This is a genomic window from Methylibium sp. Root1272 (assembly GCF_001425905.1).
In the GTDB taxonomy this organism is placed as follows: domain Bacteria; phylum Pseudomonadota; class Gammaproteobacteria; order Burkholderiales; family Burkholderiaceae_C; genus Methylibium.
In genome coordinates, this window is the sequence record NZ_LMDY01000017.1 from 170146 (window position 1) to 192742 (window position 22597).

The window sequence follows — 22597 nt, forward strand, 5'->3', positions numbered from 1 at the left end:
CCGGAAAGACTGAAGAATGAAACTCGACCAACTGAAGATCGGCGCCCGACTCGGAGCGGGCTTCGGCACCGTGCTGTTGTTGCTGGTGCTGATCGTCATGCTCTCGTTCTCGCGGCTCGTGATGACCGAGCAGGGCTTCGACGGTGCGCTCGACGTGGAGCACCGCGTGGCGCGGGCCGACGAATGGAAGAGCCTGACCACGCTCAACGTCAGCCGCACGATCGCGATCGTGAAGTCGGGCGGCATGCCGCAGATGACGGCCTTCCTCACGCCGCAGATGAAGGACACCAGCGAGCAGATCACGCGCGTCCAGAAGGAGCTCGAGGCCGAGCTGAGCCATGAGCGCAGCAAGGCGCTGTTCGGCGACATCTCCGAGAAGCGCAAGGCCTACATCGGCCAGCGCGAAGCGGCGCTGGCGCTGCTGAAGGCCGGCGATGCCGCCGCGGTCGAGGCGCTGCTCGAGAAGAGCCTGCTGCCGGCCTCCAAGGTCTATCTGGCGGCGATCGAGGACTTCAGCAACTTCGAGCGCGAACTCGCCGTCCAGAGTGCCGCCGCCGTGAAGTCCGACGTGCAGCGCAGCAAGCTGATGCTGCTGGTGCTGGCCGGCGTGTCCATCTTTCTCGGCAGCCTGAGCGCCTGGGTCCTGACCCGTTCCGTGACGGCGCCGCTGCGCCGTGCCTCGGCCAGCACGCAGGCGATCGCCGCCGGCGACCTGTCGCAGCCGATCGACGCCGCCGGCCGTGACGAGGTCGCCGACCTGCAGCGCAGCCTGGGCAAGATGCAGAACTCGCTGCGCGAGATGGTGAGCGCCGTGCGCCTGAGCACCGACAGCATCACCACCGCCAGCAGCGAGATCGCCACCGGCAACCAGGACCTCAGCGCCCGTACCGAACAGACTGCGAGCAACCTGCAGGAAACCGCCAGCTCGATGGAGCAACTCACCGGCACGGTGAAGCAGACCGCCGAGTCCGCCCGCACCGCCAACCAGCTCGCTTCGTCGGCCCAGGCCACCGCGGCCAAGGGCGGCAAGGTGGTGTCGCAGGTCGTGTCGACGATGGAAGACATCAACGCGAGCAGCAAGAAGATCGCCGACATCATCGGCGTGATCGACGGCATCGCGTTCCAGACCAACATCCTGGCGCTCAATGCCGCGGTGGAAGCGGCGCGCGCCGGCGAACAGGGTCGCGGCTTCGCGGTCGTGGCCGGCGAGGTGCGCAACCTGGCGCAACGCAGCGCCCAGGCCGCCAAGGAGATCAAGGACCTGATCGGCGCGAGCGTCGAGCGGGTCGAGTCGGGCAGCAAGCTGGTGGCAGACGCCGGCCGCACGATGAGCGAGATCGTGGGCTCGGTGCAGCGCGTCTCCGACATCATCGGCGAGATCACCGCCGCCGCCGCCGAGCAGTCGGACGGCATCGGCCAGGTCAACACCGCGGTGACCAACCTCGACCAGATGACGCAGCAGAACGCCGCGCTGGTGGAAGAAAGCGCTGCCGCGGCCGAGAGCTTGAAGGACCAGGCGATCCGGCTGGCCGCGTCGGTCTCGGTGTTCCGCGTCGATGCGCACGGCGTGGTGTCGCGGCCGGCCGCCGTGACGCCGAGCCTGCCCGCGCCGAGCGCGCCGCGTGCGCCGGTCAAGGCCGCGCCAACGGCGCGAGTCGCCAAGGCCCCGCCCGTGCTGCGCGATTCCGTGACGTCGGCCAAGCCGGCCCCGGTCGTGGCCGCCGCAGCGGCGACCGCCGCGCCGGGCGACGACTGGGAAACCTTCTGATCCGAGCAAGGTTGCGTACGCCGGCCTTCAGTCTGCGCCGCAACCGCCGTAAACCATTCAGACATCCCGCTGCGCCGCGCCAACCGCACGTCCGCCGCGCTCCGACATCGCACCGAGAGGATCCACCATGGACATGATCGACGCCACCCAAGTGGCCCGCCACGAGGCCCAACGCCAGGCCAAGCGCGCCGGCGCTGCCGCCCAGCCGGGCCGCGAGTACCTCAGCTTCCGCCTCGGTGCCGAGGAGTACGGCATCGACATCCTGAAGGTGCAGGAGATCCGCAGCTACGAGCCGCCGACCCGCATCGCCAACGCCCCGAGCTTCCTGAAGGGCGTGATCAACCTGCGCGGCGTGATCGTGCCGGTGGTCGACCTGCGCGTGAAGTTCGGTTGCGATGCCCAGATCACGCCCATCACCGCCGTGATCGTGCTGGCCGTCAAGGGTCGCGTCATCGGTGCCGTGGTCGACTCGGTGAGCGACGTGCTGGACCTGCCCCACGAAGCCATCAAGCCGGCACCGTCGATGGGCGCGGTGGTCGACACCAGCCACCTGATCGGTATCGCCACGGTGGCCGAGCGCATGCTGATCCTGATGGACATCGAGTCGCTGATGACGAGCGCCGAGCTCGGCGTGATCGACACGGTGGGCTGACGGCAGCCCCGCGCAGCGGCCACGCTGCGCCTTCCACGCGAACGGCGCTCCTCGGGGCGCCGTTGGTCATTGGGGCGTCCGCGCGCGGTGCTGCGCGAGCCCGTGCGAAACGCGCGACACTCGCCGCAACGCGTCTGCGGGAGCCCTGCATGCCACTGCAAATCCTGACCCCCCACAGCAAGGACCTCGGCGGCGGCTTCACGGTGCGCCGCCTGCTGCCATCGGCCACCCGCCAGGCCGTCGGTCCCTTCGTATTCTTCGATCACTTCGGTCCGATCACCGCCGGCCCGGCCGACGACCACGATGTGCGGCCGCATCCGCACATCGGGCTGGCCACGGTGACTTACCTGTTCGAGGGCGCGATGCAGCATCACGACTCGACCGGCGTCTCGCAGCGCATCGAACCCGGCGCGGTCAACTGGATGACGGCCGGGCAGGGCATCGTCCATTCCGAGCGCACGCCCGAAGACCTGCGCACCGTCGCGCGCCGCAGCCATGGCCTGCAGTTGTGGGCCGCGCTGCCGGTGGAGCACGAGGAGACCGTGCCGCGCTTCGAGCACACCGCGGCCGCCCAACTGCCGCAACGCCAGGTCGGCGGCGCCGAGCTTCGGGTGCTGATCGGCCGCGCGCACGGGCTGGCGTCGCCGGTCGGCACGTTGTCGCCGACGCTCTATGTCGACTATGCGCTGGCGTCCGGCGCGGTGCTGGCGCTGCCGACTCCGGCCGAGGCCGAGGAGCGAGCGCTGTACGGCGTCGACGCGCCGTTCGAGGTGGAGATCGATGGCGCCGTCGAGCGCGTCGAGCCCTTCACGCTGGCGGTCCTGCCCGCCGGCAGCACCGCGACGCTGCGCGCGGCGGGCGGTGCGGCACGGGTGATGCTGGTCGGCGGCGCGCCGCTGGGGCCGCGCCACATCTGGTGGAACTTCGTGTCCTCTCGCAAGGAGCGCATCGCGCAGGCGGCCGCGGACTGGGAGGCCGACCGGATGGGCCGGGTGCCGGGCGAGACCGAGCGCATCCCGCTGCCGGCGCGTCGGCCGGCCTGATCAAGCCCCGCGGCTCAGAACCGGATGCTCGCGCCGCCCGCCTGACCGACCTTCAGCACGCACTCGATGCCTTCGACGATCACCGCGTTCATGCCGAAGCTGATCGCGCCGCCCACGCGCTCGTCGGCGCGGTAGCCGGCCAGCGTGTCGCCCGGTTCGTGGCCCGGCACGCCGGTGGCGGGGTCGACATTCGGGATCGGGCAGCGCGGGCAGGGCTTCACCAGCTTCAGGCGCACCGGACCCTCGGCGGTGTCGAAGGTGATCTCGTCGAGATGGTCCTCGCCGTGCGCGTCGAGCCCGGCGAGCACGAGGTTGGGCCGGAAGCGCTGCATCGTGACCGGGGGCTGGTCCCTGGCCGCCAGCCGCAGGTTCAGCGCCTCGAGCGAGGCCTCGGAGATCACCAGGATCGGAAAGCCGTCGCTGAAGGCGTTCTCGGCCTCGAGCGGGCCGGTCCAGGCACGGCTCGAGAGCCGTTTCTGTTCGGGGTCGAAGCGCACCAGGCGCAGCGGCTGGCGCAGGAAGTCGCTGAACCACTGCGCGGCGAGGTCGCCCATGTCATAGGCGGCGACCTCGTCGTCCCACACGCGCACCCGCGTTGCGGTCTCCACGGTGTCGAGCGCCAGGTGCAGCGCCAGCATGCCGGGCGCGCGCAGCACCAGTTCGCTGTGGCGCAGCTCGGTGCTCACCAGCGCCATGCGCGGCAGCTCGCGCTGGCTGAGGAACTCGCCGTCGGCGTCGACCACCATCCAGGCGCGGTCGAACTCGAAGCCGGTCTCGATCAGCAGCACCTCCGGCACGCTGACGCCCGCGCAGGACTTGACCGGGTGCACGTGCAGGCCGGCAATCGTCACATCGATATCACTCATCGCATCAGCGCCCGAACAGCTTCTTCAGCTCGTCCTTGGCCTTCTCCTTCGCCTTGTCCTTGGTCTGTTCCTTGGCGGACGGCGCCGAGGCGCCACTGGCGGCCGACGTCGGCGCGGCGCTGCCGCCCAGCAGGCCCCCCAGCAGCCCCTTGGCGCGGTCGCCCAGCGCGCCGCGCGCTGCTCCGCTCAGCAGCTCGGCGCTCACCGCCGACCACTGCACCTTGTAGTCGACCGCCTCGAACGGGCCGACCAGTTGCACCGGCACGGTCACGCCCTTCAGGAGCGCGAGATCGGCGCCGCCCTGGCCTTCGGTGGTGCCGGTGACGGTCGCCTTGGCGAGGTAGTCGACGCGGCCGCGGCCGATGTCCACCATTCCTTCGCCGCCGACACGCAGGAACGGGCTCTTGCCCGACAGGTCCTTGCTGCGCGCCACGCCGTCGGCGATGTCGAAGCTGGCGCTGATCTCGGAGAAGTCGGTCTTCTCCTCGTTGCTCGAAGTCTGCACGGCGTCCTTGTTCAGCGTCACCGCCGATCGCCACTGCCGCAGCGTCTTCGCGAGGTTGATGCCGCGCACCGCGCCATCGCGCAGCTGGAACGCGGCCTTGCCGTCGAGCGCCTGCTTCAGGCGCTGCACGCTGGCGCCCTGCGTCGTGACGTCGGCCGTCACGCGGCCCTTGCCTTCGAGCTTCTTGAACTGCGCCACATCGGTCAGCAGCGCGGCGATGTCGACGTCGGCCGCGTCGAGCTTCAAACCGATGCGCTGCGCATTCGGGTCGGCGGCCGCCTGGGCCGAGGCCTGCGCCGCGAAGCGCCCGCCCCAGGCCCGGCCGCTCAGGTCGCTGACCCGTAGCACGCCGCCGGCCAGCGTGGCCTCCAGCGCCGCATCGGCGACGCGGTAGGGTGGGTAGACCAGCGTGCCGGCGCGCAGGCTGAAGCGGCCGTCGAGCGTCTTCAGGCCGCTGAGGTCGATCGGGGTGTCGGCGCCGGGCTTGGCGCCGGGCGGCGCGGGCTTGCCGGTCGACGGCGCGACGAAGCGCGTCAGGTCCAGCGCCGCGAAGCGGGCCTGGGCATCGACATAGGGCACCGGCTTCGACAGGTCGGCGCGGCCGCTGGCGGTGAACTTCTGATCGTTGATCGCGCCGTCGAAGCGCCAGCTCGCGTCCTTGGCGCCGGCCTGCGCCTGGCCCTGCAACGCAAGGTTCACGGGCGGCAGCGCCGGGTCGGTGAAGGCGAGCTTCAGCGACAGCGCATCGAGCGCGGCGGCTAGTGGTTGCGGGACCAGCGTCAGGTCGCTGCGCACTTCGCCGGCCACGCTGCGGCCGGCGCCGCTGCCCTTCACGGCGAGCCGCAACCCCGGCACGCGGATGCGTTCGAAGCTGCCACTCGGCGCCTGCGATTCGAAGTCCATCTGCACCGTGCCGACCGCCGGCCCGCCCTGGAGCGAGGCGCTGCCCTTCAAGGCGCTGCCCTTGAGCGCGTCGCCCGCGACCTCGAGCTTCGGCCAGGCGAGCTGGGCGGCGATGCGGTCGTCGCCGCGGCGGCCAGCCAGCGTCACGTCGAGCGCGTCGAGTCGCAGTGAGCGCTTCGGCGGGTCGAAGCGCAGCGAGTCGAGCGCCACCGTGCTGTCCTTCAGCGCCACGCCCAGGCGTTCGCCCGACAGCGTGAGCCGGAGCTTGTCGGCCTGCAGGGCGCCGCTCGGGCCGTCGTAGGCCAGCGTGCCTGCGAGGCGGGCGTCGAGCTGCTTCACGTCGAAACCATCACCGCGCAGCGACAGCGCGAGGTCGCGCAGCGCCACGCTGGCGGGCGCGCCGGCCGGCAGGCTCAGCTTCAGCTGGCCGGTGAGTTCGACGTCGGCGTTCAGCTTCGGTTGTGCCAGCGCGGCCTGACCGACGAAGCGGATCGGCGACTCGGCGCCGTCGGCCAGTCGGCCGGTACTGAATTCCTTGACCACGAAGCGGCCGTCGAGACCCAGCGGCACGTCCTTCACCGTCGCCTGCAGGTCCTTGAATTCGATCGCGTTGATGTCGAACGCCAGCGCCTGGGAGGAGGCGTCGGCCGCCGGAGCGTCCTTCGCATCGGTGGCAGGGCTCAGCAGGTCGTCGATGTTGCGGCGGCCATCGGCGTCGCGGCGGTAGTTCACGCGCACGCCGCGCGCCGACACGCGGTCGACCGCCAGCCGCTGCTTCAGCAGCGGCATCACCTGCACCGCGAGCGTGGCCTCCTGCAGCGCCGCGAATTCGTCGGGGCGCTGGTGCTCGCTGAGCTTCACGTCGCGCAGCGTCACCTCGAGGCGGGGAAAGACCGACAGCCCGATCGGTCCGTCGATCGCCAGCGTGCGGGCCTTGTGCTCGCGCATCCAGTCGATCAGCAAGCCCTTGTAGCGATTGGGGTCGAAGCTTGCGACGAGGTAGGCCGCGGCGGCCGCGGCCAGGCCCAGCAGCACGGCCAGGGCGATCAGGGAGCGGCGGAGCCAGACGGGCATGGTGCGGGCTAGGGCCTGTTATCAAGCGGTCGGGGCATTGTGCCGCCGGCCCTGGCGCGGCGAGGGGGCTCCCTACAATGTGAATCGCAATGAAGCATTTCGACGTGAGCGTGCGGGGCCGCGGTGCGGTGGGGCAGGCCCTGGCCCTGTCGCTCGCACGTCTGGGGCTGCGCGTGGCGCTGTCCGGTGCACCCGCGCCCGAGGGCCCCGACGTGCGCACCTACGCACTCGGCGCGCGTGCGGTGGCCTTGCTGCAGCAGTTGCGGGTCTGGGACGTCCTGCGTGCGGCCACGCCGCCGGCCGCGACCCGCGTGCTCGACATGCAGGTGGCCGGCGATGCTGGCGGCACGCTGGCCTTCAGCGCGTGGCAGCAGTGCGTCGGCGAGCTGGCGTGGATCGTCGACGCCGCCGCGCTGGAGCGCGAGCTGGCGACCGCGCTGCGCTTCTCGCCGCACGTGGCCGTGCTCGACCAGGCGCCGCCGGCCGAGCTGATCGCGCTGTGCGAGGGCAAGGATTCGCGCGAGCGCGAGGCGCTCGGCGTCGAGGTCGAACGCCACGACTACGGCCAGCGCGCGATCGCCGCGCGGCTGGCCAGCGACCGGCCGCACCAGGGCATCGCCCGCCAGTGGTTCCGCGCGCCCGACGTGCTGGCGCTGCTGCCCTTCGACCTGCCGGACGAGGTGGGCGGCTACGGCCTGGTCTGGTCGCTGCCGGAGGCGCGCGCCTCCGAACTGCTGGCGCTGGACGACAGCGCCTTCGAGCAGGCGCTGAACGAGGCCAGCCAAGGCCAGGCGGGCCGGCTGCAGCTGCGCGGCGCCCGCGCGGCCTGGCCGCTGCGGCTGGCACGCGCGACGCGCTGGCACGGGCCCGGCTGGGTGCTGCTGGGCGACGCCGCCCACGTGGTGCATCCGCTGGCGGGCCAGGGGCTGAACCTGGGGCTGGCCGATGTCGACACGCTGTGCGCGGTGATCGCCGAACGCCAGCAGCGCGAGGCCTGGCGTTCGCTGGGCGACGAGCGCTTGCTGGTCCGCTATGCGCGCCGCCGCGCCGCACCCACCTGGGCGATGGGCCGCGTGACCGATGGCCTGCTGCAACTTTTTGCCCACGAGAGCGCCCCGATCAAGGAACTCCGCAACCGCGGCCTGACTCTCGTGAATCACTTGCCGGTGCTCAAGCGCTGGCTCACAGACCGCGCGTTGCGGGGCTGACGGGCCCGCTCGACCCGCTCGTACCGAGGATCACCATGAAGTTCAAGACAGCCGTGCTGGCGGCGGCCACCGCCGCGGCCATCGCCACCACCCTCGCGCTGACGGCCGTGGCCCAGGTGCCGCAGGAGGCGGCGATCCGCAAGGCGCTCGGCGAGCGGCTGAACAGCAGCGCGAAGATCGACGAGGTCAACAAGGCCCCGATCGCCGGCCTGTTCGAGGTGCGCATCGGCAACGACGTCTTCTACACCGATGCCGAAGGCGCCTACCTGATCCGCGGCGAGATCCTCGATCTGAAGACCAAGCGCAACCTCACCGAGGAGCGCGTCGCCAAGCTCAGCGCGATCGACTTCGGCTCGTTGCCGCTGAAGGACGCGGTGGTCTGGAAGACCGGCACCGGCGCGCGCAAGATCGCCGTCTTCGCCGACCCGAACTGCGGCTACTGCAAGCGCTTCGAGAAGGAGCTCTCGAACGTCAAGGACCTGACGGTCTACACCTTCCTGCTGCCCATCCTGGGTGGCGATTCGCCGGACAAGGCGAACGCGATCTGGTGTGCCAAGGACGCCTCGGCGGCGTGGCGCGCCTGGATGGTCGACAACGTGCAGCCGCCCAAGCTGCTGGGCGCCTGTGCGTCGCCGGTGGAACGCAACGTCGAGCTCAGCCGCAAGCACCGCGTCAACGGTACGCCGGCCATCGTGTTCGAGGACGGCACCCGCGTGCCGGGCATGCTGACGGCACCGCAACTCGAGAAGCAGCTCGCCGGCGTCGGCAAGTCCTGAGCCGGTCGCGCGGTGTGCCGCAGCGCGTGTGCGCGGCTGCGGCGACAATCCGTCCGCGCTCCGAACTTTCTCGATGGCCCCCGTGGGATCTGCCTCCTCCGCCGACGTCAACCTGCCTCCGCACCCGCTGGCGCTGCGCCTCGGCTATGCCGGCCTGATCCCCTTCGTGCTCGGCGCGCTGCTGACCTGGCTGGTGCGGCCGGATGCGCACCCCTACGTGACCGATGCGCTGGCCAAGTACGCGGCGCTGATCGTGTCCTTCCTCGGTGGCGTGCACTGGGGTCTGGGCCTGCGGCAGCGGGTACCCTCGCCGAGCCGGTTCGCCTGGGCCGTGCTGCCGATGCTGCTGGCCTGGATCGCCGTGGTGATGCCGCCCTATGCCGGCCTCGCGCTGCTCGGTGCGCTGCTGGTCGTCTGCTATGCGGTCGACCGCCGCATCTACCCGGCCCACGGGCTGGGGGCCTGGCTGGTGCTGCGCTTCCGGCTCAGCGCGGTCGCCAGCCTCAGCTGCTTCATCGCCGCGGCCGGCAGCTAGGCCACTTTCCGGACAAGACGTCTCGATGATCCGTTACCGCCTCGAGGTGGCCGATGCCCTGGCCCACCAGTTCCGCGTCACCCTCACCCTGGCCCAGCCGGCCGCCGAGCAGGCGCTGAGCTTGCCGGTGTGGATCCCCGGCAGCTACCTGGTGCGGGAGTTCGCCCGTCACCTGTCCCAGCTCGAGGCCCGGCAGGGCGATCGCGCGGTGCCTCTGGTGCAGGCCGACAAGGCCGGCTGGGTGGCGCACTGCCGCGGCCGCGCCGCGCTGGTGGTGAGCTACGTGGTCTACGCCTTCGACCCCTCGGTGCGCGCGGCCTATCTCGATGCCAGGCGCGGCTTTTTCAACGGCACTGGCATGTTCCTGCGTGTGCACGGCCGCGAGCACGAGCCGCACCGGCTGCGGATCGGCAAGCTGCCACGCGGCTGGCAGGTCGCGACGGCGCTGCCGGCGGTCGGCCGGGAGCACGAAGCGGCCGACTACGACGAGCTGGTCGACCACCCGGTGGAACTGGGCCGCTTCTGGCGCGGCAGCTTCAAGGCGGCGGGGGTGCCGCACGAGTTCATCGTGGCCGGTGCGCTGCCCAGCTTCGACGGCGAGCGCCTGCTGGCCGATACCCGGCGGATCTGCGAGGCGCAGATCGCCTTCTGGCATGGCGGCAAGAAGCCGCCGTTCAAGCGCTACGTCTTCCTGCTCAACGCGGTCGACGACGGCTATGGCGGCCTGGAGCACCGCGCCAGCACCGCGCTGATCGCCAACCGCCGCGACCTGCCGCGCAGCGGCATGAAGTCGGCGGGCGACGGCTACGTGACGTTGCTGGGCCTGATCAGCCACGAGTACTTCCACACGTGGAACGTCAAGCGGCTGCGGCCGCGCGACTTCGAGCGCTACGACTACACGCGCGAGAACTACACCGAGCTGCTGTGGTTCTTCGAGGGCTTCACGTCCTACTACGACGACCTGGTGCTGCGGCGTACCGGCCTGATCGACGAGGCGCGCTACCTCAAGCTGCTGGCCAAGACGGTCAACAACGTGCTCGGCACGCCGGGGCGCGCGGTGCAGAGCGTGGCCGAGGCCAGCTTCGACGCCTGGGTCAAGTACTACCGGCCCGACGAGAACACCGTCAACGCCACCGTCAGCTACTACACCAAGGGCTCGCTGGTCGCGCTGGCGCTCGACCTGACGCTGCGCAGCGAGGGCGCCGGCACGCTCGACGACGTGATGCGCGGCCTGTGGGCGCGCAGCGGCGGCGGGCCGATCGCCGAGACCGACATCGCCGCGGTGTTGGCCGAGGTCGGCGGCCGCTCGCTGGCGCGGGAACTGGCCGCCTGGGTGCACGGTACCGGCGAACTGCCGCTGCAGCCGCTGCTGGCGAAGTTCGGCGTGGCGTGGAGCGAAGAGCCGCCCGTGCTGGCGCAGCGGCTCGGCGCGCGGCTCAGCGACAGCGGCGGCCTGCTGAAGCTGCAGTCGGTCCTGCGTGGCGGCGCGGCCGAGCGCGCCGGGCTCGCGGCCGGCGACGAGCTGGTGGCAATCGACGGCTGGCGCCTCAAGCGCATCGACGACCTGAGCGCCCTGCAGGCCTGCGAGCGCCCGATGCCGCTGCTGGCGGCACGCGACCAGCGTCTGCTCGAACTGACGCTGCCGGCGGCGCGGGCCAGCGGCGCCGTGACGCTGGTCCAGCAAGCTCAGGCCGACGCCGTGGGCCGGGCGCGCCGCCACGCCTGGCTCGGCGGCGCCTGACCGCCCGGCCGTGAGGTCGGTACCGCAGCGTCCGCGCCGCTCGGTGCGGCGCGGCGTGTTCGTGCTGCTGGTTGGCCTCACGCTGCTGCTGCACCTGTGGCTGGCCGATCGCGTCGGTGCGCTGCTCGGCGAGAACTCGCAGGCCGCGGACAGACCGCCAAGGCTGCAAGCCGCCTTCGTTCGCGAACTGCAGCAGGAGGCCCCGCCGGTCGTTGCGCCGACACCGGCAGCGCCACCGCGGCGCCGGGCACCAGCCCCCGCGGCTGCGCCGGTGGCGATCCCGGCGTCGGCGCCGCAAGCCGAGCCGGTCGAGCCGATCGCCGAAGTGGCGTCAGCGCCGGCCTCCGCGCCCGAAGCGGCCGCGTCCGAGTCGACGCCTGCGCTGGCCGATGGCGCTGCGCCGGCGGCGGTCGGCGAAGCCGCGGCGAGCGCGCCCGGCAGCCCACCGCCGGGGGAACCCGCCTTCGCCTGGCCGGCGTCGACCCGCCTGAGCTACACGCTCACCGGTTACGTGCGCGGAGAGGTGCTCGGCACCGCACAGGTCGAGTGGCTGCGCGACGGCGATCGCTACCAGGTGCACCTGGATGTGGTGGTCGGGCCGGGCTTCGCACCGCTGATGCAGCGGCGCATGACGAGCGACGGCGAGATCACCCCGCAAGGCCTGGTGCCACGCCGCTACGACGAGCAGACTCAGGTGGCTTTCGGCCGCACGCGAACGGCCAGCCTGCGCTTCGACGCCGACGGCGTGACGCTCGCCAACGGCCAGCGCCATCCCGGCCTGCCGGCGCTGCAGGACACCGCCAGCCAGTTCGTGCAACTGACCTACCTGTTCACCACCGGTGCCGAGCGCCTGCATCCCGGTGGACGCATCGAGATGCCGCTGGCGCTGCCGCGGCGCGTGGATCGGTGGGTGTACGACGTGATCGGCGAGGAGGCGCTGGCCACCCCGTTCGGCCCGGTGCCGGCATGGCACCTGCGGCCGCAGCGGGAAGGCGACGCCAGTTCGCTCAGCATCGAGGCCTGGTTCGCTCCCAGCCTCCAGTACCTGCCGGTGCGCATCGTGATCCGACGCGGGGCCGATGAATTCATCGACCTGATGATCGAACGCCTGCCGCAGCAGGCGGCCGACGAGCCGATTGGCGGATCGGCGCTGCGCTGACCGGCGCGCGGGCCGCAGCGATCTGCCGGCCTCAGTGGCCGGTGGGCGCAAGGCCGACGTGCTGCTCGAACTCCTGGGCCTTCGCCTCGCCGAGCTGCTGCCGCACGACGTTGCCTGCCAGTGCCAGCGCGGCCTGCAACGCTTCGGGCGTCTTGGCCTTCTCGACGCGCAGGTTCATCGAATCGGCGTAGGGGCCAAGGTGGGAACTCATCCAGCGCACGGCGCGCTGCCGCGTCTCGCCGGGCGTCAGCACCACGGCGTTGACCGGGGGCCGGACTTCCTTGGCGGGCAGCACCACATGCACCGCGGTGACGGAGATCACTTCGATGTAGCCCTGCTCCAGCAACGCGTGCAGGATGTCGTCTGCCGGCGCAGGGATCAGCTTGCGCAGCTCGTCGTCCGAGCATTTGCCGTCGATGAGGATCAGCGCTTGTCTCAGACGCGGCGCCAACCGCTGGGCGCGGGTGGCGATCTCGGTGCGACCTTGTTCCGTCTTGCGGTAGATGGTGCTCATGCGTTCCTGCGGGCCTCGCAAGAATGTAAGCCTATCGTAAGTTGTCGTGGCCGTGGGCAGGCCCGGACGCCGGCAGCGAGACAACTGCGCAAGACAGCACGCCCCTGGCCGTTACAGTGGCGCCTACTGCGAAAGGACCCTCCGACATGGACTACCAGCATCTGCTGACCGAAGTGCGCGGCAGCGCCGCGCTGAAGACCGGCTGGATCACCCTGAACCGGCCCAAGGCGCTGAATGCGCTCAACGATGCGCTGATGGACGAACTGGGGCATGCGTTGCGGGCCTACGACGCCGACGACGCCATCGGCTGCGTGGTCATCACGGGCAGCGAGAAGGCCTTCGCGGCTGGCGCCGACATCGGCGGCATGGCCTCTCAGACTTACATGGACGCCTACAAGCGCGACTTCATCACCCGCAACTGGGAGGCGGTGCGCAGCGTGCGCAAGCCGGTGATCGCGGCGGTGGCCGGTTACGCGCTGGGCGGCGGCTGCGAGCTGGCGATGATGTGCGACCTGATCATCGCCGCGGACACGGCGCGCTTCGGGCAGCCGGAAATCAAGCTCGGCATCATTCCCGGCGCCGGCGGTACGCAGCGCCTGCCGCGCGCGGTGGGCAAGGCCAAGGCGATGGACCTGGTCCTGACGGCACGCATGATGGACGCTGCCGAGGCCGAGCGCGCCGGACTGGTGTCACGCGTGGTGCCGGCCGAGCGCCTGCTGGCGGAGGCCCAGGAGGCGGCCGATGCGATCGGCGCGATGGGCTTGCCGGCCATCCTGGTGGCCAAGGAGTGCGTGAACCGCGCCTACGAGTCGCCGCTGTCCGACGGCGTGTGGTTCGAGCGGCGCATGTTCCAGTCGCTGTTCGGCACCGAGGATCAGAAGGAAGGCATGGACGCGTTCGCGAACAAGCGCAAGCCGGTCTTCCGTCACCGCTGAGCTGCCGCGCGTTCGTCGTCCAGGATCTGTGCGAACTCTTCGTCGGTGAACAGCCGCGAGCGCGTGTGGAAGGCCTTGCCTTCCGGCCCTTCGAGCGAGAAGGTGCCGCCGCCGTGGCCGTCGAGCACGTCGATGATCAGCTGCGTGTGGCGCCAGTATTCGTACTGTGACTTGCTGATGTAGAACGGGCAGCCGCCGATGTCGCCGAGGTACACATCACCGGCGCCGATGGTGAGCTCGCCGGGCAGGTAGCAGTTGGCGGCGCTGTTGTCGCAGCACCCACCCGACTGGTGGAACATGAGCTCGCCATGTTTCTGCTTGAGCAGCTCGATGAGCTCGACCGTCGCGGGTGTGGCAATGACTTTTTCAACCATGTGGGTCACCCATTGAAAAAGGGGGTGGATGCCCACCCCCTCTGGTTTGCAGGCGCAGCGCCGGCTTCGCGATCAGAAGAAGCCGAGCTTGTTCTCGCTGTAGCTGACGAGAAGGTTCTTGGTCTGCTGGTAGTGGTCGAGCATGACCTTGTGGTTCTCGCGGCCGATGCCCGACTCCTTGTAGCCACCGAAGGCGGCGTGCGCGGGGTAGGCGTGGTAGCAGTTGGTCCACACGCGGCCCGCCTTGATGGCGCGGCCCATGCGGTAGGCCACGTTGCCGTTGCGGCTCCACACGCCGGCGCCCAGGCCGTACAGCGTGTCGTTGGCGATGGCGAGGGCTTCCGCTTCGTCCTTGAAGGTGGTCACGGCTAGCACCGGCCCGAAGATCTCTTCCTGGAAGATGCGCATCTTGTTGTGGCCCTTGAAGATCGTCGGCTGCACGTAGTAGCCGCCGTCGAGGTCGCCGCTCATCTGGGCCTGCTGGCCGCCGATCAGCACCTGCGCGCCTTCCTGCCTGCCCAGGTCGAGGTAGGACAGGATCTTGGTCAGCTGTTCCTTCGAGGCCTGCGCGCCGATCATCGTGTCGGTGTCTAGCGGGCTGCCCTGCTTGATCGCGGCCACGCGCTTGAGCGCACGCTCCATGAAGCTGTCGTAGATCGATTCGTGGATCAGGGCGCGCGACGGGCAGGTGCAGACCTCGCCCTGGTTGAACGCGAACAGCACCAGGCCTTCGATCGCCTTGTCGAGGAAGGCATCGTCCTTGTCCATCACGTCGGCGAAGAAGACGTTGGGGGACTTGCCGCCGAGTTCCAGCGTGGCCGGGATCAGGCTGTTGGCTGCGGCCTGCGCGATCACGCGGCCGGTGGAGGTGGAGCCGGTGAATGCGATCTTGGCGATGCGCTTGCTGGTGGCCAGCGGCATGCCGGCCTCGCGGCCGAAGCCGTTGACGATGTTGAGCACGCCCGGGGGCAGCAGGTCGGCGATCAGCTCAGCCAGCACCAGGATGCTCACGGGGGTCGATTCGGCCGGCTTCAGCACCACGCAATTGCCCGCGCCCAGGGCCGGCGCGAGCTTCCACGCGGCCATCAGGATCGGGAAGTTCCAGGGAATGATCTGGCCGACGACGCCGAGCGGCTCATGGAAGTGATAGGCCACCGTGGTCTCGTCGATCTCGCTGACGCCGCCTTCCTGGGCGCGCACGCAGCCGGCGAAGTAGCGGAAGTGGTCGGCGCTCAGCGGGATGTCGGCGTTGAGCGTTTCGCGCATCGGCTTGCCGTTGTCCACCGATTCCGCGTAGGCCAGCAGCTCCACGTTGGCGTCGATGCGGTCGGCGATCTTCAGCAGCACGTTGGCGCGCTCGGCCGCCGAGGTGCGGCCCCACTTGTCGGCGGCGGCGTGGGCGGCATCGAGCGCCAGCTCGATGTCCTCGGGGCCGGAGCGGGCCGCACGCGTGTAGGTCTTGCCGGTGATCGGCGTGATCACGTCGAAATACTGTCCCTTCACGGGCGCCACGAACTTGCCGCCGATGAAGTTGTCGTACTGGGCCTTGAAAGCGACCTTGGAATCGGACGAGCCGGGATTGGCGTAGCGCATGGGGTGTCTCCAAAGAAAGTGGGATGAGCGAGCCATCGGTCGGACCGCGCTGCATTTGCCGCGCGCCCGTTGCCTTGCCGTCTGACAGGGCAGGGTTCGTGCCACGCGGCACAGGGGGCCGCGCAACGACCGATCCATTGCAGTAATCGCGAAGAAGGATTGCTACCGGCTGCGCCATCCGAGGCGGCGGCGGCGTCACTTGCTACCTGGTGGAGCAACAGCGGAGCAGGCGCGCAGGCGGTCGACCTATGCGATCGACTGCATAGGGAGAGTCTGCGTCGACGCCACGCTGCGGCGCGCGCCGCTCGGTTCAGCCCTCGCGCCGCAGCGCGGGGAACAGGATCACGTCGCGGATGTTCGGCGAGTCGGTCAACAGCATCATCAGGCGGTCGATGCCGATGCCGCAGCCTCCGGTGGGCGGCAGGCCGTGCTCGAGCGCGCGGATGTAGTCGGCGTCGAAGTACATCGCCTCCTCGTCACCGGCGTCCTTGTTCGAGGCCTGGGCCGCGAAGCGGGCGGCCTGGTCCTCGGGGTCGTTGAGCTCCGAGAAGCCGTTGCCGAACTCGCGGCCGGTGATGAAGAGCTCGAAGCGCTCGGTGATGGCCGGGTCGCTGTCGGACGCGCGGGCCAGCGGCGACACCTCGACCGGGTAGTCGACGATGAAGGTCGGCTGCCACAGCTTCTCTTCGACCGCCGCCTCGAACAGGCCGAACTGCAGTTCGGCGAGCGACCGCTGCGCCGGTACCTTCTCGCCATGGGCCTCGAGCTTCGCGCGCAGCACGCCCGGGTCGACGGCCTCGGCCGCGCTCAGCCCGGCATGGGCGACCAGCGAGTCACGCACGCTCAGCCGCGCGAACGGCGCCTCCAGGTCGACCGCCTGTCCACCGTAGCTGAGCTGCGCCGTGCCCACCGCCTTGCGCGCGGCGTGGCGCAGGATCTGTTCGGTGAAGTCCATCAGGTCGTGATGGGTCCAGTAGGCCGCGTAGAACTCCATCATCGTGAACTCGGGGTTGTGCCGGACCGACACGCCCTCGTTGCGGAAGTTGCGGTTGATCTCGAACACCCGCTCGAAGCCGCCCACCACCAGGCGCTTCAGGTAGAGCTCGGGCGCGATGCGCAGGAACATCTGCTGGTCGAGCGCGTTGTGATGGGTCACGAAGGGCCTGGCGTTCGCGCCGCCGGGGATGGGGTGCAGCATCGGCGTCTCGACCTCGAGGAAGCCGTGCTCGACCATGAACTGCCGGATCGAGCTCACGGCCTTGCTGCGCGCACGGAAACGCTCGCGCGAGGCTTCGTCCATGATCAGGTCGACCTCGCGCTGGCGGTACTTGAGCTCCTGGTCGGCCATGCCGTGGAACTTGTCGGGCAGCGGCCGCAGGCTCTTGGTCAGCAGGCGGATCGCACTCACCTTGAGACTCAACTCGCCGGTGCGGGTCTTGAACAGCGTGCCCTCGGCGCCGAGGATGTCGCCCAGGTCCCAGTGCTTGAAGGCGGCCAGCGCCTCCGGCCCGACGGCGTCGGAGGTGACATAGAGCTGGATGCGGCCCGAGCCGTCCTGCACCGTCGCGAAGCAGGCCTTGCCCATCACGCGCTTGAGCATCATGCGCCCGGCGATGCGGGCCGGGATCGCCTGCGCCTCCAGCTCCTCGGCGGTCTTGCCCTCATGCAGGCGGTGCAGGTCGACGGCATGGTCGCCCGGCTTGAAATCATTGGGGAAGGCCGCGCCACCGGTGGCCTTGGCCTGCGCGCGCAGCGCCGCGAGCTTCTCGCGGCGTTCGGCGATCAGCTGGTTGTCGTCGGTGCCGGGCGCGGCGGCGTTCGGGGGCGTGGTGGTCATGAGTCGGTCCTGGGAGTGCCGGCACGCGGGCAGGGCGCACGCGGCAGGCAAGCGGCGGATTTTAGAGACTGGCTCCGTCCCGGCGGCCGGAACCCCGGGCCGGGGCCGGCGGAGGCAGCGTCGTCCCCGACAATCGGTCGCCGCCCTTCCTCGCTGCCGACCGCCCCGATGCCCCCACGCTCGCTCGCCCGTGGCGCCGCCCTGAACCTGGCGGCGCGCCTCGCCGCGGTGCTGCTCGGCCTGGCCATCCTGGTCACGGTGGCCCGGCTCGGGCCGGCGGTGCAAGGGGCGTTCGCGCTGTTCGTCGCGGTCGAGGCCGCGCTGCTGACGCTGTTCTCCGGGCTGGGCCTGCTGCTGGCGCGCGAGGTGTCGCACCGCGAGGCGCCGCCGGCACCGCTGCTCGCTGCGCTGCTGCGCGCGGCGCTGGGGCTGGGTCTGGCGGCTGCCGCGGGCTTGCTGGTCGTGTCGGCGTGGGCGGAGGCGGTGCCCTACCGCCACCTGTGGCTGCTCGCGCTGGCCGCGCCCTTCCTGTTGCTGGTGCCGACCGCCAGCGGCCTGTGGCTGGGCCAGGGGCGCATGGGCCCGCTCAACGTGCCGCAGGTGGCGGCGCCGGCCCTCGTGCTGGCGCTGCTGCTGGCCGCAGGGTCCGTGTGGCCGCCGGCGGGCACCGCGCCGACCGTGCTCGCGGTGCTGGCAGCCTGGGTGCTCGGCAAGGCACTGGTCGGCATCGGCACCGGATGGGCCGCACGGCACGATGCCGGCCCGGCCGCGCCGCAGCCCGGCGTGCTGCGCGATCGGTGGCGCTTCGTTGCGACGATCGGCGCGACCAACCTGGTGAGCCTGCTGAACTACCGCGCCACGCTGTTCCTGCTGGAGCGCCACGGCGGGCTTGCCGAGACGGGCGTCTACTCGGTGGCGGTGCAGGTGGCCGAGCTGCTGTGGCTGCTGTCGTCGGCCGTCACCGTGTCGGCCTACCACCGCATCGGCGCGCCCGACGCGCAGCAGGCCGCGTGGACCACCCTGCGCGCGGTGCAGGTGAACCTGCTCGCGACGCTGCTGGCGGCGCCGCTGCTGTACGCGGGCGCCGCGTTCGCGCTGCCGGCCGTGCTGGGTCCCGACTATGCCGGCGCGGTGTTGCCGCTGGCGCTGCTGCTGCCGGGCATCGCGGGCTACGCCGCGGCGTCCAGCCTGTCGGCCTATTACACCAACCACCGCGGCCGGCCGCAGTGGTCGGCCGGCATCGCCGGCCTGTCGCTCACGCTCACGCTGGCCATCGCGGCCTGGAGCATCCCGCGCCACGGGGCGGCGGGCGCGGCGCTCGCGACCTCGCTGGCCTACGGCGTGGCGATCGTGGTCGCGCTGGCGCTGTTTCTTCGCGATACCAAGTTGCCCTGGACGGCCTTGTTCGGCGGCCGGCGCGAGCCACAATCCGGGCCGGCATGAACGGCTTGACACGACCCCTGATCGGCCTCTGGCAGCGCCTCGTCGCGCCTCGCATGGTCTATGGCGTGCGCAGCGCCGACGGCAGCTGGCGGGCCCACAGCCGCATCGGCAGCCACACCCACGTGGAGGCCCGCGAACGGCTCGTGCTGGGCGACCACGTGTTCATCGGGCAGTTCAATTTCATCGACGCCTCGGGCGGCCTGCGCATCGACGAAGGCTGCCAGATCACGAACTTCGTCTCGGTGCTGACGCATTCCAGCCACCTGGCACTGCGCCTGGAGCGCGAGCATTACTGGGGCCACGCGGCGCCGGCCGGCGTGCAGCGCGCGCCGGTGGCGCTGGGTGCCTGGAGCTTCATCGGGCCGCACAGCGTGATCGCGCCCGGCAGCACGCTCGGCCGCGGCGTGCTGGTCAAGGCCGGCAGCTACGTGAGCGGCGACGTGCCGGCCTTCGCCGTCGTCGAGGGCCAGCCGGCGCGGGTGGTGGGCGACACGCGCGAGCTCGACCGGGCGTGGATCGAGCAGCACGAGGCCAGCTACGGAGAGCCGGCGCGGCTGGCCTACGAAGCCTGGGCGCGCGGGGAAGACGCGTGAGACCTTCAGTGGCGATCATCGCGGCGAGCGGGGTGTCGTCAATGCCGCGGGCCGCAGCGCCGGGCCGCCCCAAGCRAGGCCCGACCCTCRCGGAGGGTCGCTYGCCGTACGCTGCGAGCGGGGTGTCGTCAATGCCGCGGGCCGTAGCGCCGGGCCGCCCCAAGCAAGGCCCGACCCTCACGGAGGGTCGCTTGCCGTACGCKGCGAGCGGGGTGTCGTCATGAAACGCATCCTGTTCTTCGCCGACGCGAGCAACCTGCACACGCAGCGCTGGGTGCGCGAGATTGCCGACCGCGGCTTCGACTGCGTGGTGCTCACGCGCCGCCCGGCCGAGGTGCCGGGCGCCAGCGACGTGATCGCGGTGCGGCCCGGCGGCGACGGCGCGGGCTGGTTCCTCGCGCTGCCCGAGGTGCAGCGCCTCGCGCGCCGGCTGTCGCCGCAGTGGTTGCACGGTCACTACGTCACCTCCTATGGCTTGTGGGCGGCGGCCTGCTCGCTGGGCGCGCAGGTGCCGCGCGTGCTGACGGCCTGGGGCTCCGACATCCTGGTCACGCCGCGCGCACCGGGCCTGCGCGGCGGCGCGATGACGGCGCTGGTGGGCTGGTCGCTCAAGCGCGCGCGGCTCATCACCGCCGACTCGCAGGACATGCTGGCCGAGATCCGCCGCTACGGCGTCACGGCGCGCTGCGAGGAGGTGCTGTGGGGTGCCGACACCGACCGCTTCCGCCCCGGCAAGCCGGCCGCCGATTTCGAGATCACCAGCCTGCGCAGCTGGGAGGCCAACTACAACATCGACACCGTGCTGCGCGCCTTCGCGCGGCTGCGCGCGGTGCGTCCGCAGGCCAACGCCACGCTGCACCTGCTCGGCGGCGGGCCCGACGAGGCAGCGCTGAAGGCGCTGGCCGCCGAGCTGGCGCTGCCGGCGGAATCGGTGCGTTTCCTGGGGCGGGTGGGCGACGCGGCGATGATCGCAACGCTGCAGCGCTCGCGCGTGTCGCTCAGCGTGCCGAGCAGCGACGCGACCTCGGTCTCGCTGCTCGAGTCGATGGCCTGCGGCCTGCCGGTGGTGGCGAGCGACCTGCCCGCCAACCGGCAGTGGATCGCCGGCGACACCGATCTCATCGTCCCGGCGCGCGACCCGAGTGCGCTGGCCGCGGCCCTGCTGCGGCTGCATGACGAGCCCGATCTCGCTCGCGGTGAAGGCCAGCGCAACCGTGAGCTGGCGGTGCAGCGCGCGTCGCGCCGGGTGCAGATGGATCGCATGGCGGCGCTCTACGATTCGCTGCGGCTGAGGGCGCCGGCGCCGACCGCATGAACAGAAAGGCCTCTCGATGAACCAGCGTCGCATCAGCGTGATCGCCCCCTGCCGCAACGAGCGGGCACATGTGGTGGCCTTCTGCGACGCGGTGGCCGCGCAGGAGCTGCCGGAGGGCGTGGCGCTCGAGGTGCTGGTGGCCGACGGCATGAGCGACGACGGCACGCGCGACCTGCTGGCGCAGCGCTGTGCGGCCGACCCGCGCTTCGCGATGATCGACAACCCGCGGCGCATCGTCTCGAGCGGGCTGAACCGCTGCATCGAGCGCGCGCGTGGCGAGGTCATCGTCCGCATGGATCTCCACACCCGCTACGAAAGCGACTACATCGTCGAGTGCCTGGCCGCGCTGGATCGCACCGGCGCGGCGAATGTCGGCGGTCCGTGGCGCGCCGAAGGCGAGGGCGCCACCCAGGAGGCCGTCGCGGCGGCCTTCCAGTCGCGCTGGGTCACGGGCGGGGCGCGCTCGCGCGCGCTCGACCACGAAGGCCCGGTCGACACCGTCTACCTCGGCTGCTGGCCGCGAGCCACCTTCGACCGCTACGGCCTGTTCGACGAGGACCTGGTGCGCAACCAGGACGACGAGCACAACCTGCGTCTCACGCGCCGCGGCGCGGTGGTCTGGCAGAGCGCGCGCATCGTGTCGGCCTACCGCCCGCGCGAGACGCTGGGCCAGTTGTTCCGGCAGCAACTGCAATACGGCTACTGGAAGCCCTTCGTGATGCGCAAGCATGGGCAGGCGGCGGCGCTGCGCCAGCTGGCGCCGGGCGCCTTCGTCGCGGCGCTCGCCCTGTCGGCGCTGCTGGGTCTGGTGTGGCCGGCTGCCGGCCGAGGCGCCGTGCTGCTGGGCAACCTGTACGGCGTGTACGTGCTGGCCGTGTCGCTGGCCATCGCGCGTGACGAGGGCTACGAGCTGCTGTTGCGCCTGCCGCTGGTGATCGCGACCTACCACGCTGGCTACGGCCTCGGCACGCTGTGCGGTTGGTTCGACGTGCTGCGCGGCCGCTCGCCGTCGCCCGCCTTCGGCACGCTGACCCGATGAGCCCGCTGGTCGAGGACGACGACGAGGCCCGGGCTGTTGCCGAGCGTTATGCCCGCCGCGACCCACGGGCCGATGCGCGGCGCTATGGCCTGTTCGATGCCGCCGCGCTGCAGGCCCAGCAGGAGCGCCTGCGCGCGATGGTCGCGCTGTGGCGTGCGCACGGCTGGGCGGATCTGACGGGGCGCGACCTGCTCGAGGTCGGCTGCGGCGCCGGGGGCAACCTGCTCGACCTGCTGCGGCTGGGGGCCGAGCCGGGCCGGTTGGCGGGGATCGAGTTGCAGGCGGATCGGGTCGTCGCGGCCCGCGCCGTGCTGCCGAGCGCCGTGCGACTGATCGAGGGCGATGCCACGCGCGCCCACGTGGCGCCCGAGAGCCAGGACGCGGTGCTGCTGTTCACGGTGTTTTCCTCGCTGCTGGACGACGCGACCCGGCAACGGCTGGCTGCGACAATCTGGCGGTGGGTGCGGCCTGGTGGCGGGGTCCTGCACTACGACTTCGCGGTCGACAATCCGCGCAACGCCGACGTCCGGGGCGTGTCCACGGCGCAGGTTCGCGCGCTGTTTCCGCAGGCGCGCTGCACGGTGCGGCGGTTGACCCTGGCTCCGCCGCTGGCGCGCGCCGCCGCGCGGCTGCATGCCGGGCTGCCGGCCTGGACGAACGCCGTGCTGCCGCTGCTGCGCACCCACCGCATGGCATGGCTGGTCAAGGATCGATGAACTGGAGA

At 71.2% G+C, this 22597-nt stretch carries 20 protein-coding genes; 14 read left to right on the forward strand and 6 right to left on the reverse strand.

The window, feature by feature from the left end:
- The first annotated feature begins 16 nt into the window (after positions 1-16).
- The 3 genes from ASC67_RS17885 to ASC67_RS17895 all read left to right on the forward strand — a co-directional run bounded on the left by ASC67_RS17885 (position 17) and on the right by ASC67_RS17895 (position 3463).
- Positions 17-1768: a methyl-accepting chemotaxis protein gene (locus ASC67_RS17885; protein ID WP_056324910.1), complete on the forward strand. Its 1752-nt coding sequence runs from the start codon at positions 17-19 to the stop codon at positions 1766-1768.
- A gap of 127 nt (positions 1769-1895) precedes the next feature.
- Positions 1896-2420: a chemotaxis protein CheW gene (locus ASC67_RS17890; protein WP_056324915.1), complete on the forward strand. Its 525-nt coding sequence runs from the start codon at positions 1896-1898 to the stop codon at positions 2418-2420.
- 149 nt (positions 2421-2569) lie between these two features.
- Complete coding sequence (locus ASC67_RS17895) at positions 2570-3463, forward strand: pirin family protein (protein ID WP_056324920.1); 894 nt, start codon at positions 2570-2572, stop codon at positions 3461-3463.
- A gap of 14 nt (positions 3464-3477) precedes the next feature.
- Here ASC67_RS17895 and ASC67_RS17900 read toward each other — a convergent pair whose 3' ends face one another.
- Entirely contained in the window at positions 3478-4329 is an 852-nt protein-coding gene (locus tag ASC67_RS17900; RefSeq protein ID WP_056324923.1) for an MOSC domain-containing protein, read from the reverse strand.
- Between the two features lie 4 nt (positions 4330-4333).
- Complete coding sequence (locus tag ASC67_RS17905) at positions 4334-6811, reverse strand: AsmA family protein (protein ID WP_056324926.1); 2478 nt, start codon at positions 6809-6811, stop codon at positions 4334-4336.
- 89 nt (positions 6812-6900) lie between these two features.
- On the opposite strand from ASC67_RS17905, the gene ASC67_RS17910 reads away from it, so the two are divergent.
- The 5 genes from ASC67_RS17910 to ASC67_RS17930 all read left to right on the forward strand — a co-directional run bounded on the left by ASC67_RS17910 (position 6901) and on the right by ASC67_RS17930 (position 12230).
- The gene (locus tag ASC67_RS17910; RefSeq protein ID WP_056324931.1) at positions 6901-8019 is read left to right on the forward strand and encodes an FAD-dependent monooxygenase; all 1119 of its coding nucleotides are present in this window, start codon (positions 6901-6903) and stop codon (positions 8017-8019) included.
- Between the two features lie 35 nt (positions 8020-8054).
- The gene (locus tag ASC67_RS17915; RefSeq protein WP_056324935.1) at positions 8055-8795 is read left to right on the forward strand and encodes a DsbC family protein; all 741 of its coding nucleotides are present in this window, start codon (positions 8055-8057) and stop codon (positions 8793-8795) included.
- A 73-nt stretch (positions 8796-8868) separates the two neighbouring features.
- Entirely contained in the window at positions 8869-9330 is a 462-nt protein-coding gene (locus tag ASC67_RS17920; protein WP_056324938.1) for a DUF3429 domain-containing protein, read from the forward strand.
- 25 nt (positions 9331-9355) lie between these two features.
- Positions 9356-11071: a M61 family metallopeptidase gene (locus ASC67_RS17925; protein ID WP_056324941.1), complete on the forward strand. Its 1716-nt coding sequence runs from the start codon at positions 9356-9358 to the stop codon at positions 11069-11071.
- A 10-nt stretch (positions 11072-11081) separates the two neighbouring features.
- A complete protein-coding gene (locus ASC67_RS17930) occupies positions 11082-12230 on the forward strand; it encodes a DUF3108 domain-containing protein (RefSeq protein ID WP_082536106.1) in 1149 nt (382 codons plus the stop codon).
- Positions 12231-12261: 31 nt separating this feature from the next.
- Here ASC67_RS17930 and ASC67_RS17935 read toward each other — a convergent pair whose 3' ends face one another.
- Positions 12262-12744, reverse strand: a complete 483-nt coding sequence (locus ASC67_RS17935) for a hypothetical protein (RefSeq protein ID WP_056324946.1) — start codon at positions 12742-12744, stop codon at positions 12262-12264.
- 146 nt (positions 12745-12890) lie between these two features.
- Here ASC67_RS17935 and ASC67_RS17940 point away from each other — a divergent pair, with 146 nt between their 5' ends.
- Positions 12891-13679: an enoyl-CoA hydratase gene (locus ASC67_RS17940; RefSeq protein WP_056324949.1), complete on the forward strand. Its 789-nt coding sequence runs from the start codon at positions 12891-12893 to the stop codon at positions 13677-13679.
- Here the strand turns inward: ASC67_RS17940 and ASC67_RS17945 are convergent.
- From ASC67_RS17945 to lysS, 3 genes are all read right to left on the reverse strand, one after another.
- Entirely contained in the window at positions 13670-14053 is a 384-nt protein-coding gene (locus ASC67_RS17945) for a DUF779 domain-containing protein (RefSeq protein WP_056324967.1), read from the reverse strand. The two genes, ASC67_RS17940 and ASC67_RS17945, sit on opposite strands and share 10 nt — an antisense overlap.
- A gap of 72 nt (positions 14054-14125) precedes the next feature.
- Entirely contained in the window at positions 14126-15646 is a 1521-nt protein-coding gene (locus ASC67_RS17950; RefSeq protein WP_056324970.1) for an aldehyde dehydrogenase family protein, read from the reverse strand.
- A 310-nt stretch (positions 15647-15956) separates the two neighbouring features.
- Positions 15957-17483 (reverse strand): lysine--tRNA ligase, encoded by a 1527-nt coding sequence (gene lysS / locus ASC67_RS17955; protein ID WP_056324973.1) that lies wholly within the window; start codon positions 17481-17483, stop codon positions 15957-15959.
- Positions 17484-17651: 168 nt separating this feature from the next.
- Between lysS and ASC67_RS17960 the strand changes: the two genes are divergently transcribed.
- The 5 genes from ASC67_RS17960 to ASC67_RS17980 all read left to right on the forward strand — a co-directional run bounded on the left by ASC67_RS17960 (position 17652) and on the right by ASC67_RS17980 (position 22589).
- Positions 17652-18926 carry a lipopolysaccharide biosynthesis protein gene (locus ASC67_RS17960; RefSeq protein WP_056324976.1) on the forward strand — a complete coding sequence of 425 codons (1275 nt, stop codon included), beginning with the start codon at positions 17652-17654 and terminating at the stop codon, positions 18924-18926.
- On the forward strand, positions 18923-19519 hold the full coding sequence (locus tag ASC67_RS17965; RefSeq protein WP_056324979.1) for an acyltransferase: 597 nt from the start codon (positions 18923-18925) through the stop codon (positions 19517-19519). Before ASC67_RS17960 ends, ASC67_RS17965 begins: the two co-directional genes overlap by 4 nt.
- Before the next feature lie 220 nt (positions 19520-19739).
- On the forward strand, positions 19740-20834 hold the full coding sequence (locus tag ASC67_RS17970; protein WP_056324982.1) for a glycosyltransferase: 1095 nt from the start codon (positions 19740-19742) through the stop codon (positions 20832-20834).
- Positions 20835-20850: 16 nt separating this feature from the next.
- A complete protein-coding gene (locus ASC67_RS17975) occupies positions 20851-21873 on the forward strand; it encodes a glycosyltransferase family 2 protein (protein WP_056324985.1) in 1023 nt (340 codons plus the stop codon).
- Positions 21870-22589, forward strand: a complete 720-nt coding sequence (locus tag ASC67_RS17980; protein ID WP_056324988.1) for a class I SAM-dependent methyltransferase — start codon at positions 21870-21872, stop codon at positions 22587-22589. Before ASC67_RS17975 ends, ASC67_RS17980 begins: the two co-directional genes overlap by 4 nt.
- The last annotated feature ends 8 nt before the right edge of the window (positions 22590-22597 follow it).

Coding starts and splice junctions, on each gene's coding strand:
- ASC67_RS17970 (WP_056324982.1), top strand. CDS start 19,740: ATGAAACGCATCCTGTTCTTCGCCGACGCGAGCAACCTGCACACGCAG.
- ASC67_RS17915 (WP_056324935.1), top strand. CDS start 8,055: ATGAAGTTCAAGACAGCCGTGCTGGCGGCGGCCACCGCCGCGGCCATC.
- ASC67_RS17890 (WP_056324915.1), top strand. CDS start 1,896: ATGGACATGATCGACGCCACCCAAGTGGCCCGCCACGAGGCCCAACGC.
- ASC67_RS17975 (WP_056324985.1), top strand. CDS start 20,851: ATGAACCAGCGTCGCATCAGCGTGATCGCCCCCTGCCGCAACGAGCGG.
- ASC67_RS17960 (WP_056324976.1), top strand. CDS start 17,652: ATGCCCCCACGCTCGCTCGCCCGTGGCGCCGCCCTGAACCTGGCGGCG.
- ASC67_RS17920 (WP_056324938.1), top strand. CDS start 8,869: ATGGCCCCCGTGGGATCTGCCTCCTCCGCCGACGTCAACCTGCCTCCG.
- ASC67_RS17950 (WP_056324970.1), bottom strand. CDS start 15,646: ATGCGCTACGCCAATCCCGGCTCGTCCGATTCCAAGGTCGCTTTCAAG.
- ASC67_RS17945 (WP_056324967.1), bottom strand. CDS start 14,053: ATGGTTGAAAAAGTCATTGCCACACCCGCGACGGTCGAGCTCATCGAG.
- ASC67_RS17925 (WP_056324941.1), top strand. CDS start 9,356: ATGATCCGTTACCGCCTCGAGGTGGCCGATGCCCTGGCCCACCAGTTC.
- ASC67_RS17895 (WP_056324920.1), top strand. CDS start 2,570: ATGCCACTGCAAATCCTGACCCCCCACAGCAAGGACCTCGGCGGCGGC.
- ASC67_RS17905 (WP_056324926.1), bottom strand. CDS start 6,811: ATGCCCGTCTGGCTCCGCCGCTCCCTGATCGCCCTGGCCGTGCTGCTG.
- lysS (WP_056324973.1), bottom strand. CDS start 17,483: ATGACCACCACGCCCCCGAACGCCGCCGCGCCCGGCACCGACGACAAC.
- ASC67_RS17900 (WP_056324923.1), bottom strand. CDS start 4,329: ATGAGTGATATCGATGTGACGATTGCCGGCCTGCACGTGCACCCGGTC.
- ASC67_RS17885 (WP_056324910.1), top strand. CDS start 17: ATGAAACTCGACCAACTGAAGATCGGCGCCCGACTCGGAGCGGGCTTC.
- ASC67_RS17965 (WP_056324979.1), top strand. CDS start 18,923: ATGAACGGCTTGACACGACCCCTGATCGGCCTCTGGCAGCGCCTCGTC.
- ASC67_RS17980 (WP_056324988.1), top strand. CDS start 21,870: ATGAGCCCGCTGGTCGAGGACGACGACGAGGCCCGGGCTGTTGCCGAG.
- ASC67_RS17935 (WP_056324946.1), bottom strand. CDS start 12,744: ATGAGCACCATCTACCGCAAGACGGAACAAGGTCGCACCGAGATCGCC.
- ASC67_RS17940 (WP_056324949.1), top strand. CDS start 12,891: ATGGACTACCAGCATCTGCTGACCGAAGTGCGCGGCAGCGCCGCGCTG.
- ASC67_RS17910 (WP_056324931.1), top strand. CDS start 6,901: ATGAAGCATTTCGACGTGAGCGTGCGGGGCCGCGGTGCGGTGGGGCAG.